This is a genomic window from Cytobacillus eiseniae (assembly GCF_017874625.1).
Lineage (GTDB): Bacteria > Bacillota > Bacilli > Bacillales > Cytobacillaceae > Cytobacillus > Cytobacillus eiseniae.
This window is the reverse complement of record NZ_JAGIKZ010000002.1, coordinates 11421-25749: the sequence shown is the minus strand read 5'-3', so window position 1 is coordinate 25749 and position 14329 is coordinate 11421. Positions and strand designations below refer to the sequence as shown.

The following is a 14329-nucleotide window of genomic DNA, read 5'->3' as shown; positions in this document are numbered from 1 at the left end:
TAAAAGTAAATAGATTCGCAATATTAGACAAACTTCTTAGAAAATTATTTTATTCGACACAATTTTAGATGAAAATTTAGGATTATCCGACAGAAAACAAGGTTTTTCATCTGCTTCCAAACGGCAAATAAATGTGAAATTCTGTTCCTACTCCACTTTCACTTTCTACTTGAATAAAACCTTTATGTTCTTCTATTATTTTATAAGTGACCATTAATCCTAAACCCGTTCCTTTTTCTTTCGTTGTATAGAAAGGCTGCCCAAGCTTTTCAAGCATATTCTTCGGGATGCCGATCCCCTCATCCTTTATGGAAATATGGATGAAATGATCTTGTGATATTTCCATGCTTACGGTGATGTTTCCCCCATTAGGCATCACTTCGATTGCATTTTTAATTAAGTTTATAAATACCTTTTTTAATTGATTAGGCTCGCAATAAATAAGCGGCAACTCTTTTTCATATTCGCTAATAATCTGGACATTATGTAAAACCGCTTGTGCTTTTAAGAAATCAACCGTTTCTTGCATAATTTTCGTGACATCTTTTTCAAAAAATTTAAGTGACTGTGGTTTCGCAAGCAGTAAAAATTCATTAATAATTGATTCAATTCGTTTTAATTCAGTTGAGATGATGTTGAAATACATTGAATGATCTTCCTTAATACTATCCTCCAACAGTTGGATAAAACCTTTCAAGGCAGTCATCGGATTCCGTATTTCATGAGCGATTCCTGCTGCAAGTTCACCAACTACATTGAGCGTATCAGACTTTTTGAGCTGCTCCTCCATTTCTTTTTTATCTGTTACATCCTTAAAAAGGATGACCGAAAGCTTCGAGAATACATTCTGTTTCGCTGAAAACTCAAAGTACATTCTCCTGCCTGATTCCGTATTAATTTGAAGCATCTCATTCGTATATCCATTCATATTTAGGTTCTCAAAATGGCTAATAAGCTCTTCTTCTTCAATATTAAAACTAGTTAATAGCTCCATTAATGAACGGCCAATGATCTTTTCCCTCGGTAGATTAAACATTTTCTCGCCTGCCTGATTGATATCAACGACTTCATTCCCATTCCACATGATCATTCCTTCTAATGCACCTTCGAATACTTTACGAAATTTCAATTCGCTTTCTCGAAGCTCCTGTTCGATTTGCTTTCGATCTGTAACATTTCGAAAGATTGTCATGTGAAAATTTTCTACTGAATGAAGCTTTGAAGTAAATTCTAAATATTTCATTTGTCCATTTGGCATAAGGAAAGCAAGCTCTTCTCGTATGGAGCCTTCCTGAAAAAGGCGATCCACGATCCGGTCATATTTAGCATCCTTTAAGAACACGAAGTCTTGTATACTTTTTGTTAATAATTCATCTTCTTCACATTCGAAAATTCGGCAGGCTGCTTCATTCACTTTTACAATCTTTCCATAACCAGTCCAAAAGACAATCCCTTCAAGCGCTTCAAAAAATAAATCTTTATATAAATCATTATCAATTTTCTCATTTAATTTTTGTTCTTTAATGTTGCCCTCATTCAAAGTCATTGGTCTTCCCTCCTATTGGGATATACAATTGACTATTTCTACAATATAAGAAAAAATCCCTTCCTTTTAATATGTGAAACTTCAACGCTCTAACCTATTTACTATTTTTCCACCCATTCCTTTTCGTTCGAAAATGTACAATTATGTATGGGGAGTAATAGGCGGAGAATTTCCGGTTAACAGCAATATATTAGACAAAATCCATCGATTTTGATCAAATAAGTGGAAAAACTACTTAGTTTTAAGGAAATACAGGCATTTCCTAATTTAGCCGGAATTTCTCTGTTTATTTTTAAAACAGAGTAAAACCAACATTCAGTTATAATAGAGCCTTAAAATTATAAAAGCATGTGAAGAATAACTCTTTCACATGCTTTTATATCTATTTTATGATTGTAAGTGTATTAGCTAGTAATTTTGACACTTAAAGAAGTTAAATTTATAGTTTGAATTTTGCGATCATCGCATTCAATTGGTCAGCAAGATCTGATAATGATTGCGCATTTTCAGAGATTTCTTCCATGGAATGATTTGTTTGTGTAATTGTTGCGCTTGTCTGCTCGATTCCAGCAGCAGATTCCTCAGATACTGCAGCAATATTTTCAATTGATTGGTTCATTAATGTAGAGCTTTCTGAAACATGCTCAAGACTCTTCGATATATCATTCACATTATTTGACATGACATTTACAGCTTGATATATTTTCTGGAATGTTTCTCCTGTAAGCTGAATCTTTTCAGTGCCCTTCTCAACCTGTGAATAACCTGTTTGTAAGGAGGATACCACATTGTTAGATTCAGTCTGAATTCCTTTAACAATTGTTGTAATATCGGATACAGATAATGAAACTTGCTCAGCAAGTTTACGAACTTCATCTGCAACAACAGCAAACCCTTTTCCATGTTCCCCAGCACGCGCAGCCTCAATTGCAGCATTTAATGCAAGTAAATTGGTTTGATTGGCAATCTCATGAATGACTTGTACGAGTTTAGTAATTTGTTGTGTTTGCTCATCTAATCCGTTCACTCGTTCAACAGATGTCTTCATAATATCATTAATGACAGTCATTTGATCTTGTGATTCTTTCATAAGTGTATCACCAGATTTTGTCATTGTTAATACTTCATTTGATGCTGATTTTATCATGAATCCACTCTTTGTTGCTTCTTCCACTTTAAGTAAATAATCATCCATCATTCGTGCCAACTCTGTAGCAGCACTCGCTTGATCCTCTGCACCACCTGAAAGTTCCTGCATAGTGGATGCACCTTGCTCGCTCGCAGCACTCACTTCATTTGCAGCAATATTTAACTCGTTGCTTCTTTCAGTCACATAGCTAGAGACGGCAGAAATTTCTTGAATCATAGACTGAAGTCGTTCTTTCATTGAGTTTGTTGCTTTACTAAGTTCCGCAATTTCATCATTTCCATCATATTCAACTGCATCTACATGTAGGTTTCCTGCAGCAATTTCATTTGAAAGTTGGACAATTTGTCCAAGCTTGTTAGAAATAATTCGTCCAATAAATAAGATACTGGCAATTCCTAATGCAGCAGAAACGATGATCGATACACCTAATACAATCAATGTAAGAATTAATCTTGATTTTGCAGAACTTACTGCTTCCGCTTGTTCAGTCTTCAACGCATTACTTAATGCGTCTAATTTTACTACTGTTTCTGCAATTGCATCATCAGCCTGCAATTTTCCTAGTCGATATTCCCTTACATGATGAAGTTTCACCTCAGGTTCAATGACTTCATAGAAAACTTTATTTATTTTTTCATCATTTTCACTAATTTCAGTTAATAACTGTTTTGTTTCCTCCGTCTTAAGTGCTGGAGTAATTTCCTTTTTTACTTCATTAAATTTTTCAGTTAGTTCATCAAAGCTTTTCAAGTGTTTGGGATTTGAATCTATGATGAAATTCCCAATCGCACTTCCCTTATAATGGAAAATAGCTGTTGCTTCGGTAATCTTAATCGCCTTTTCACCAGTTTCCTCTACTAAATCCATATTGGAATTGGCAATGCTCAAAAGCATAAAGGTAATTATGGTGGAAATTGTAAAGAGGCCAATTGTGATAAAGAGGGCTACTCCATATTTTTGTCCCAACTTTAACTTTTTCCAAATGTTTAATTGAGTTAATTTTAATAACATATTATTCTTTGTTTTTTTCTTTAATTGCTTACTCCTTTTTGAATTTTTTTCTCTTTTTTGTTTGCTCCCCTTAATGTCTTTCATACATTGCACTCCTTTGTATATCCAATTCAATATACTAAAATATGTAAAGATATGAAACATTTTTACTAGTTTATTATTTCATTATAATTCAATCATAATTACTTTTGAAGAGAATGTTGCATTTTTATTATTACTAACGAACTAATGGATGCTTGGAAACCTTTTTCATAGCAGGGAAATGGTATAATAATGAGTAAATAGAAGGGAGATTAAATGAATGTTGAAATTTCGAAAGGCAACCATTGATGATTGCAATCAACTGGTTAATTTAAGAAAACTGCAATTAATTGATGAGGGTATTGAGCCAAGTATCAATATCGATGCTGAACTATCTATGTTCTTCAAAAATAAACTTGGTGACGGAACAATTATTCAATGGCTAGTAGAAGATCACAAAGACATCATTGCTTGCGGGGCTATTATATTTTATGAATTTCCACCAAGTTATACGAATAGGACTGGAAAAAGGGCGTACATCGCCAATATGTATACGAAGGATCATTATCGGGGGCAAGGGATAGCTACGAAGTTATTATCTACATTAGTAAATGAAGTGAAACAATTGGGCATTACAAAAATATGGCTCACTGCATCAAAAATGGGCAAACCAGTATATAAGAAATTTGGATTTATTGAAGTGGATGACGATTTGGAACTATCAATTAATGATTAGATTAATCCTACTAAATCAATCACTTTGAATATACTAATAAAAGAGGGAATACATGGTTTCTTCTTTTATTATTCATACTTCCTCAAAGGATTTGCACCATCTCACTCAATTTTGATTTACATTTTCGACAATCGATCGTATGAATATGTCTAAAATGAATGGATTTCAAAATCTCTCTTTGATTTTTAGCATGTTGAATTTGGTAACTCACACCACAAATACATGATGTTTGATCTTTCACTGCATGAATACGCCCGTTATGACACATTACTGTTGGATATAGCACAAAAATCCCATCCTTATCTAATATTCATCTATTCTATTAATAGACGAATGAAAAAGAAGAAAGGTTACCTCGAAGGTACAAATAATATGTTATATAAAGACGCTTGAAGAAGAATTCTCTCCAAGCGCCTCTACTGTCAATACTCTATTTCATAATCCAAAATATTTTATAAGTGAGGATTTTCATGTTTCGCAAGTATTCGCTGCCATCTATGTTCAATTTCTTCTTCTAATTCAACAAGTAATTCATGATTTTCTTCTTTTAATAAATGCTTTGTTTTTCCCATGTACTTTAACCATTCTTCTAAAGAGACTCTTTTCTTCTTCTCATCTGGGTTATAAGTAATCGTTGTTATTCCATTTTCTACTTCATAGAGTGGGAAGAAGCAAGTGTTCACAGCAGCCTCAAGAATTTTCTCCCCGTACCGATCCTCTGACTTCCAGTTCAACGGACAGGTAATTAGAATTTTCCCGTATACTGTACCAACATTTTGTGCGTACCATTGTGCCTTTGCTGCCTTCTTAATTAAATCTTGCGGGAAAGCCTCGACACCTGTAAATACATACGGAATATTTGTTGAAGCCATTATTTGGGCTGTATCCTTATGATGGAATGATTTCCCTTGTTGCGATTTGCCAACATTGCTCGTACTTGTCATATGACCTTTTGGTGTTGAGTAGGACATTTGAGAGCCCGTATTCATATAGCCTTCATTATCGTACTCTAGCATGATTAACTTATGATTTCGCAGTGCGGTGCCGATTGCTGACCCCATTCCGATATCCATTCCACCGTCACCTGTTATCATGACAAATGTTGCATCATCAGATACATTTATTTCCCCGCGTTCTTTCAGTTCAAAGAATGCTTCAACCGTACCTGATAATGTGGCAGCACCATTTTGGAATAAGTTATGAATCATCGTTTGTTTATGGGAAGTATATGGATAAGCCGTAGTCGTTACATAGGCACAGCCTGTTTGATAAAGAACAACGACATCACCTTCAATCCCTTTAAAGAACAATTCAAGCCCAGTAAAGATCCCACATCCTGGACATGCACCATGACCTGAAGCAATCCGCTTTGGTTTGGAAGTAAGAGAACGTAATGGCGGTATTTTCACTTTTAATTTATTCGTTTCAGGATCGTTTTCAACATGAATAAGTCCTGAATTGTATACATCACCGTGTTGAGGTGTAATGACTGGCTTTAGAACCTTCTCTGGATTGCCAGGAACATGACCATAATAATCAAATGGCTTATCGGCATAGCCCTTTTCCATTGTTACGATTGCAGCTTGAAAGAAATTCTCTGCATCATCAGCATAAAAATCTTTTCCTCCGAGACCAAACACACGGCTGAGAACAATCGTTTCATTGTTCTTATCCTCTTGTAATGCTGATTTCACTTCGTGTGTTAGGTTTGGTCCGTGACCACCATAGGAGTCTGCTCTTTCACCAATTAATAGAGCTTTTACATTTTTTAATGCTTCTCTAATTTCCTTTGCGGGGAATGGACGAATAATATTTGGGCTGATTACTCCAGCTTTAATCCCTTGTGCTCGCAGTTTATCAACAACATCCTTTGCTGTTTCAGCAGCAGAATTTAATAAAAATAGAGCAACTTCCGCATCTTCCATCCCATATAAATCAAGTACTTCATAGTTACGTCCAGATAGTTTCGCATATTCAGCCGCTACTTCTTGATATACTTCACCTGCTGCATACATAGCCTCTGACTGTTGGAAATGATTATTCATTAAGTCTTCGCCATTCATATGTGCACCAATTGTTACCGGAAGCTTCGGATCACGGGCAAAGTTATATTCTGTTGGGCATTCTCCAACAAATTCTTGTACGACCTTGCGATCCTTGAAATAATTTACTTTTCTTTTCTGGTGAGAAGTAAAGAATCCATCATATGCTACAATGACAGGCAATCGAACTTTCGAATGCTCAGCAATTTTCAAAGCCATAATATTCATATCATAGACAGCCTGTGGTGTTCTTGCAGTTAAAATAACCCAGCCTGTGTTCAACGCGTAGTACAAGTCTGAGTGATCTCCTCTAATATCTAGAGGACCACTAACAGCACGAGTCACTAAATTCATGACCATCGGAAAACGAGTTCCTGCTTGTACCGGCATCTGTTCAAGCATATACATAAAACCATTAGCACTTGTCGCATTGAAAACCCTTGCACCTGTAGCTGCTGCCCCGTAACAAATACCTGCTGAACCATGCTCGCCATCTGCTGGTATTAATTTCACATCATGCTCGCCACGCGCTTTCATTTGGTCTAAATATTGTGCAACCTCTGTAGAAGGTGTAATCGGGAAATACCCCATTATATGATAATTAATTTGTGCAGCTGCCATCGCAGCCATTTCATTTCCACTTTCAAATGTAGTTAACTGCTCTGTTTTATTTGCTACTTTTAAATTTTCTTCTGTCATTGCCATTAAGAAACCCCTCCTGCTACATAAGGAAAGTTGTGCTTAACACTATTTGTTTCAGCATAGCCAATCATCTCCCGCAAATCACTTAATGCAGTTGTTGGGCATGCTTCTACGCATTTTAAGCAGCCTTTACAGTATTGATAGTCAATTCCCTTTAGGAACATTTGCTTTCTGCCTCTTTTATCTTCGCCTTCTTCCCATACGAAACACATATCCGGGCAAACAGTATCACAGGCTGCACAGTTAATACATTGTTCAATCTCAAATTTTGGCAGGAAACCTTGTCTTGAACCACTTAAATCCTTTAACACACTATTCGCTTGAGCGGTAATTACACCACCCATTTCTTGTGTTTCATAGCCAAGTAGCGGCACTGGTCTGGAGAATAATTTCCCAACAGCGTCCACTGGTGTTTCATATGTTTTAAATTGAACTTCATTATATCCACGTTCAAATGTACGAATATTCGGTTCAACTAAGTGTGGATATTTTTTTTCAAATGTTTTACGAATAATGGTTTTCATTGCTTCTGGATCAAGAAAATCGCAAATACGGAATAAAGCGCCAAGCATCGCTGTATTCACTTTTGTTTTTTCTTCGACGGCAATTTGCAACGCATCTACAATTGCTAATGTTCCGAATTCTAACTTTAAATCTTCTTTTATTTCATCAAATTCTCTCGTTGAGTTCACTAATAAAATTCCATCTGGCTCTAAGCCGCTGACAACATCAACTGTTTTATATAGCGCTTCATGAAACACACCAACAACATGTGGCTGTTCAATTGGACTATGGGCACGTATTTCTACATCTGGATCACAGTACCTGATAAAGCTTTTAACAGGGGAGCCTTTCTTTTCAGACCCATATGAAGAAAAGTTCGATCCATTTAATCCAAGTCCTAGCACACCAGCTTCAGCTAACATCTTCCCGGCTAAATTAGCACCAAGTCCACCGATTGATTCCAGTCTTATTTCGAAGAATCCAAGTTCATTCTTCTTTGGCAAAATTGACATATTCTCCCTCCCATTATGAAAACAACTAATTTATATTGCCTTTTCAAAAGCAATGACAATATTCCCCTATTCTCATTGTATGTAATTGTTTCATGTTAAGCTGTGACAAAAGTCAAACATCTCTTCGATTTTAGTGAAACAGATTTAATAAATTATCGAAAATCATTGAAACAATAAGAATTGAAAACGAATTCACAATTATATAACAGTTTATTTTTGTACTATAACAGAGAGCTGCAATTTCTTGTTTAGCCAGACTTTGGTCGATCTTCCTCTCTTTCTTTCTTTTATTTTGTTTATTCTTCATACTAATGTGGGTAAGTAGAATCGGAGGGAATCTTTTATAGGGGGGTCTATAAAAGAGGAGGATATTATGAAGCAACGTGATTTTTACTTCGATAATGCAAAATTCATCTTGATATTCTTGGTCGTTTTCGGTCACTTCCTACGTTCATATATTACTGAAAGTGAAACAATTTTCACTTTGTATAAGGTGATTTACACCTTTCACATGCCAGCTTTTATACTCGTATCAGGGTATTTTGCCAAAGGCTATCACAAAAAAGGATATTTGCCGAAGATCGCAAAAAAACTTATCCTGCCATATATTATTTTTCAATTAATCTATTCAATTTTTTACTATTTTCTATTTGATAAATCAAATTTCCAAATGGATCCACTTACACCGCATTGGTCATTATGGTTTCTAATTAGTTTATTTTTCTGGAATATGTTGCTGTTGATTTTTGCAAAAATGAAACCTACTTACTCAATTGCAACGGCCTTAATAATCGGCCTAGCCATTGGATATATAGAAGGATTTTCAAGTTACTTAAGCATATCTCGAACTTTTGTATTCTTTCCTTTGTTCTTAATTGGCTATTATATGAAGAAAGAACAGTTTCGATCTTTATTAAAGCCTCATATAAAAGGTGTTGCCATAACTATTTTCATCCTTGCTTTTACAGGCTTTTATTATTTTCCAGACATTAATTATGAATGGCTCCTTGGGTCTAAACCTTATGCAGAAATGGGTGCAGCAACAATTACTGCCCTTTTTACTCGATTAGGTTTTTATATCCTTAGCCTAGCGATCGTATTAAGCTTTTTCTCCCTTATGCCTAAAAGACAATACTTTTTTACAAGTCTCGGGAAAAATACATTTTATGTGTATTTGCTCCATGGCTTTTTCGTACGGATCTTTAGAGAAAGTGCCGTGCAGGATTATTTCACAACACCGGAAAATTTTTTACTGCTTGCGGGCGTTTCTCTATTGCTCACATTCTTATTATCAAGCAAATTGATCACTTCATTAACCCAGCCGATTATTGAATTAAATACTTCGAAAATAAAAAGCTTAAAAATAAAAGTAAGATCCCTTCTACATTTCTATAGAAGGAAATTAATGAATTAATGCTAGATTACGACCGCCTCTTTCGTCTCTAATCGATACAAATCCATTGACGACACTATAAATATCCGTTTATAATATATTCTACTGTCCCAGTAGCTCAGTAGGATAGAGCGACAGCCTCCTAAGCTGTAGGTCGTAGGTTCGATTCCTATCTGGGACGTATATTAAAAGCAGCCGTCAACTCTTACTACTTAAGGGACTGTCGGCTGTTTTTAATTCTTATCATTCAATATGAAACCATCTACCACTTAATTCGTATATTAACCAAGACAACATTACTGAAAAAAGGTGATATTCATGTACGAATACAAATACGTTAAAATCGAATTAAGTACTTGGAGCAGTAAACCTAAAGAAAACTACCAGGAAATTATTAACAAACATGCATCAAACGGATGGAGATTTGTTCAAATCTTTGCTCCTTCAACTAAAGGATATGGTTCAGCCGCTTATTTTGAATTGATTTTCGAGAGACCCCTTAATTAGTTTTCGTAGGGGTTTTTTATTTTTAAAAACACATTACAAAACGTATATCATAATAATCTCTAAGGTCATCTCATTTTATGATTCGTTAACTTCAAGACTATGACTTTGTATTAGTTTCCCACAATTTCCTCACCACCTATGCTTGGTCGTATTTTCAATTCCTTTCTGGGATGTAAAAATAAAACCGCTAACCCTTGATATATAAGGTGTTAGCGGTCTTTATTTTGGGCATAACGGACTGTTAAATTTCCCATATTGAATTCTCTGTTCTCTCAACATTTTTTCGTTTGAATCTTACACTCGTAAATCTGACTTCAAATTGAATGTAGGATACTTTTGTCGTAACATACCTAAAATCTTGATCACGACTTCTAATTTGTCAATAATCCCCAAAATCACTATAAATACTTTTCACCAACTTTTCTGATTTAACTATTTGCAAATGATTAAACGGTAATAAATTTCCTTCCGTTGACTCATTAATCTTAATTGTATAGAAATTGTAAAGATAGGAAATTTACAATATATCCACAGTACTCCCATTATTTATAAACAATACCAAAATATACCCATAACCAGGAGGATGCAAATGAGTGAAATCAAAAATGAAAAAGTAGATAATGAATGGAAAGAACTTATTCTACTTGCATTTAAGATGGGCATTCCCTTAAAAGAAATTAGAGAGTTTTTTGCCCAAGCTTCTGTCGGACCAAAGTAGGTCCCTTTTTTATTTATGTCTGATTTAATACTTTTATAAAAGGGGCTTTATCCCTTTAATTTCTTTTCCAGCTCCACCACTCGTTGGACTAAAGGAACTGTCGCAGCCCAAGTATAAAATTGATTTAATTTCCTTAGTGAGTTTTTTCCATCTGTGATTCCTAAACGGATTGCTTCCTTTTGTAATTCCTCTAAGGCAGCTTCCTTTTTTGTATCAGTACTCGCACTTTCTCCCCTTTCAGGCATAGCCTTCAACTCATTATCAAATTCATACAGTTTGTACTTCTCAATTACATCTATGAGCTTTTGCGGGTAATTGGGATCTGTTGCATAGCCACATTGCCAAATGATGCGGCATGCTTCTTTATAATCTGTTACACCCCATAAAGGCTTGTATTGTGCTTTTTTCAAGAATACGGTACTTCGGTATTCAATGCATTCTTCCACGCTCGCAAATTTGCAAAATACAGCGAGCCCTTCAACCCATTTGCCTCTTGAAAATTCCTTTGTCTTCTTTTGATAGACTGGACCTTTCCAAGTTGAATGTGCCTTCATTCCAAATAGATTATTTGCTTTCACAGCCAATTCTGATTGACCAAAGTCACTTTCCAATATCGCTTGAGCAAGGGTTAAAGAAGCAAGTATTCCTTCCTGCTTCATATATTTAACAGCAAAAGATGAAATCTCTTCAATAAATGCCAATTTTATCACCTCCTGCTATTTTATGATGACTATAATGGAATGCTTGTACCAATATCATCGTTCATTTTCGAGATCATTTTAATTTGATTAAACAGCCCTTAGTATGAAAGAGATTGACAGCATTTTTTCTATATTAACAACCTTCACTCCGGAGAATAAGATTTACTTCAACGGATAATCTAAGAATAATCACTATACAGAAGGTGATGAATTGGACTTTTATATTGAGAAATATAATGGATTCATCCATAAGCTTCTGTTCATTCCCATGAATGAAATTAGTGAGGTGTAAAGTCGATAAATAGCCTTAGCAGAAGGAAAACTTGGAAATGAAAAGGTGAAAAAAATGAAACAAAAATTTGAAAAAAAAATTGAATTATCTGCTTGGGTTGTTACAACATTATTATTATTTATTTTTGTACCTAAAAACCGAATTCGAGAGGCCAGCGTATCATTTTTAGTTAAACACATAATCACTTGGCTCTTTGGTTTATTAGTAGTTGAAAGAGGACTCATTTCTTATCCATCCAGGCTGTTTTTTAAGAAAGCAAGCAAGACTAGCTTTACATTCGAATACTTTGTTTACCCTGCTTTATGTTCCTTATTTAATTTGCATTACCCTGAAAAGAGAAATTATTATATAAAAACACTTTATTATGCGATCCATACTTCCATTATTATTGTTTTTGAAATTTATGCTGTTAAATATACAAAACTAATTAAGTACAAAAAATGGAGTTGGTACTGGAGCTTTTCCACTATATGGCTGACCTATTTTGTTTCGAGAATTTTCCATCGCTGGTTTTTCAAGATAAATTCAACATCCTGATTTTTCATTCATCCTCGCATTCGATACATTGCCGTATTATCCAGTTCAAAGGATTACGGCTTTTCTTATTGTACTGATTTGAATCTCTTTTCTTGTATTTGACGACAATATGTTATAATAGTTAGCTGATGTTCATTACTCTAAAGGAGTTTTCTGCTATGAAGATAATTTGTTCAACTTTGAATGCGAAATACATTCATACGAATATTGCTATTCGTTATTTAAAAGCATTTGCACAGCCTGAATTTGATATTGAAATTGTAGAATATACAATTAAAGATCCGATCATGAATATAGTTACTGATCTAATCCGGAAAAAGCCGAATGTCATCGGCTTTAGCTGCTACATATGGAATATTGAAGAAACCATTAAGGTAGTAAAAATGATTAAAAAAATCGATCCAACCATTCATATTATTGTAGGCGGACCTGAAGTTTCCTATGATATACACGAATGGATGGAAAATGTAAATGAATTTGACTATATTGCCATTGGTGAAGGCGAAGAAACTTTTAAGCAATTGCTCACAGAGCTTGCCGGTGAAATGCATATGGAAAATGTACATGGCATAGCTTTCCGCAGTGAAGGAAAAGTGAAAATTAATCCTCAGCGAAACAAACTCGATCTTCGTACACTCCCCTCCCCCTTTCGATTTGAGGAAGATATCCCTCATCTTGGAAAAAGAGTCGTCTATATTGAGACAAGCAGGGGCTGTCCATTTAGCTGTCAATTCTGTCTTTCTTCAATTGAAGTTGGTGTCCGCTATTTTGATCGAGAAAAAGTGAAAGATGATATTCGCTATTTAATGAAAAATGGAGCAAAGACGATAAAATTTGTTGACCGTACATTTAATATAAGCCGAAGCTATGCAATGGAGATGTTCCGCTTTTTGATTGATGAACATTTACCAGGAACGGTTTTCCAATTTGAAATTACGGCAGACATTATGAGACCAGAAGTTATTGAATTTCTAAATGAGGAAGCACCCCCTGGGTTATTCCGCTTCGAGATCGGCGTTCAATCAACCAATGATTATACAAACGAACTTGTTAAAAGAAAACAAAACTTTGAGAAGTTATCACGCACTGTAACGATGGTGAAAAATGGTGGAAAAATAGATCAGCATCTTGATTTAATTGCAGGTCTTCCAGAAGAAGATTATTACTCATTTAGAAAGACATTTAATGATGTATTTGCTATGCGTCCGGAGGAATTACAGCTTGGATTTCTGAAGTTATTAAGAGGTACAGGGCTTCGATTAAATGCGGATGCACATAAATATATTTATATGGATCATTCTCCATATGAAATGCTCGGAAACAATGTCCTATCCTTTGATGATATTATTCGTATTAAACAGGTAGAGGATGTACTTGAAAAATATTGGAATGACCACCGGATGGACTTCACAATCGAATACCTTGTAACCGAATCTTTCCCTTCCCCTTTTGACTTTTTCCAAGAATTCGGAAGTTATTGGGAGCAAAAAGGCTGGTCAAGAATTGGTCACCAATTAGAGGATTTATACAAGCGGCTCTATGAATTTTTAGAAACAAAAGACATCGTTAATCTTGACGTGATCGAAGGACTAATGAAATATGATTATTTAACTAGACAGAAATATAAGCCTCGTAAACCATGGTGGGGGGCTGCCTCAAGTTATGAAAAACCTGAAAGATCGGCCATTTATCAAGAAATTATCCAAAACCCTAATCAGTTAGGAACTGATTTCATCCAGCTAAAGCTTTCCGAAAAGGACTTATACAAGCATACACTTGTTGAGAAACTCTCATTTAATCTGGATAAATATTTTGCAGAAGGAATCATCGAAAAAAGAGAGACGACTATTTTATCCTATTTTGATTCTAGTATAGAAAGGTCTACAATTTTTGCAACTGCATTTAAAAAATAAATAATGAATTTCAAAAAGCCGACTTCATTGAAATCGGCTTTTTC

At 35.0% G+C, this 14329-nt stretch carries 11 protein-coding genes and 1 tRNA gene; 7 read left to right on the top strand and 5 right to left on the bottom strand.

Annotated elements, in window-relative coordinates; translation table 11 throughout:
* Window positions 1–106 precede the first annotated feature (106 nt).
* Entirely contained in the window at window positions 107–1546 is a 1440-nt protein-coding gene (locus J2Z40_RS02280) for a PAS domain-containing sensor histidine kinase (protein WP_066393079.1), read from the bottom strand.
* 439 nt (window positions 1547–1985) lie between these two features.
* A complete protein-coding gene (locus J2Z40_RS02275; RefSeq protein WP_245349958.1) occupies window positions 1986–3791 on the bottom strand; it encodes a methyl-accepting chemotaxis protein in 1806 nt (601 codons plus the stop codon).
* A 220-nt stretch (window positions 3792–4011) separates the two neighbouring features.
* On the opposite strand from J2Z40_RS02275, the gene J2Z40_RS02270 reads away from it, so the two are divergent.
* Window positions 4012–4464 (top strand): GNAT family N-acetyltransferase, encoded by a 453-nt coding sequence (locus J2Z40_RS02270; RefSeq protein ID WP_083953997.1) that lies wholly within the window; start codon window positions 4012–4014, stop codon window positions 4462–4464.
* 452 nt (window positions 4465–4916) lie between these two features.
* Here the strand turns inward: J2Z40_RS02270 and J2Z40_RS02265 are convergent, their stop codons facing one another.
* A complete protein-coding gene (locus J2Z40_RS02265) occupies window positions 4917–7211 on the bottom strand; it encodes a thiamine pyrophosphate-dependent enzyme (RefSeq protein WP_066393074.1) in 2295 nt (764 codons plus the stop codon).
* Complete coding sequence (locus tag J2Z40_RS02260; protein WP_066393071.1) at window positions 7211–8224, bottom strand: 2-oxoacid:acceptor oxidoreductase family protein; 1014 nt, start codon at window positions 8222–8224, stop codon at window positions 7211–7213. Before J2Z40_RS02260 ends, J2Z40_RS02265 begins: the two co-directional genes overlap by 1 nt.
* A gap of 373 nt (window positions 8225–8597) precedes the next feature.
* Between J2Z40_RS02260 and J2Z40_RS02255 the strand changes: the two genes are divergently transcribed.
* From J2Z40_RS02255 to sinI, 4 genes are all read left to right on the top strand, one after another.
* Window positions 8598–9638: an acyltransferase family protein gene (locus tag J2Z40_RS02255; RefSeq protein WP_066393067.1), complete on the top strand. Its 1041-nt coding sequence runs from the start codon at window positions 8598–8600 to the stop codon at window positions 9636–9638.
* Window positions 9639–9724: 86 nt separating this feature from the next.
* Window positions 9725–9798: transfer RNA gene (locus J2Z40_RS02250), tRNA-Arg, on the top strand.
* A 137-nt stretch (window positions 9799–9935) separates the two neighbouring features.
* The gene (locus J2Z40_RS02245; protein ID WP_066393064.1) at window positions 9936–10124 is read left to right on the top strand and encodes a DUF4177 domain-containing protein; all 189 of its coding nucleotides are present in this window, start codon (window positions 9936–9938) and stop codon (window positions 10122–10124) included.
* Between the two features lie 589 nt (window positions 10125–10713).
* Window positions 10714–10842 carry a DNA-binding anti-repressor SinI gene (gene sinI, locus J2Z40_RS02240; protein ID WP_157087809.1) on the top strand — a complete coding sequence of 43 codons (129 nt, stop codon included), beginning with the start codon at window positions 10714–10716 and terminating at the stop codon, window positions 10840–10842.
* Between the two features lie 47 nt (window positions 10843–10889).
* On the opposite strand, the gene J2Z40_RS02235 is transcribed toward sinI, so the two are convergent.
* Window positions 10890–11543 (bottom strand): glycoside hydrolase family 73 protein, encoded by a 654-nt coding sequence (locus J2Z40_RS02235; protein WP_066393061.1) that lies wholly within the window; start codon window positions 11541–11543, stop codon window positions 10890–10892.
* 346 nt (window positions 11544–11889) lie between these two features.
* Here J2Z40_RS02235 and J2Z40_RS02230 point away from each other — a divergent pair, with 346 nt between their 5' ends.
* Together J2Z40_RS02230 and J2Z40_RS02225 are read left to right on the top strand one after the other, a co-directional pair.
* Window positions 11890–12372, top strand: coding sequence for a CBO0543 family protein (locus tag J2Z40_RS02230; protein WP_066393060.1), 483 nt, complete (start codon window positions 11890–11892; stop codon window positions 12370–12372).
* A 158-nt stretch (window positions 12373–12530) separates the two neighbouring features.
* Entirely contained in the window at window positions 12531–14285 is a 1755-nt protein-coding gene (locus J2Z40_RS02225) for a B12-binding domain-containing radical SAM protein (protein WP_066393059.1), read from the top strand.
* The last annotated feature ends 44 nt before the right edge of the window (window positions 14286–14329 follow it).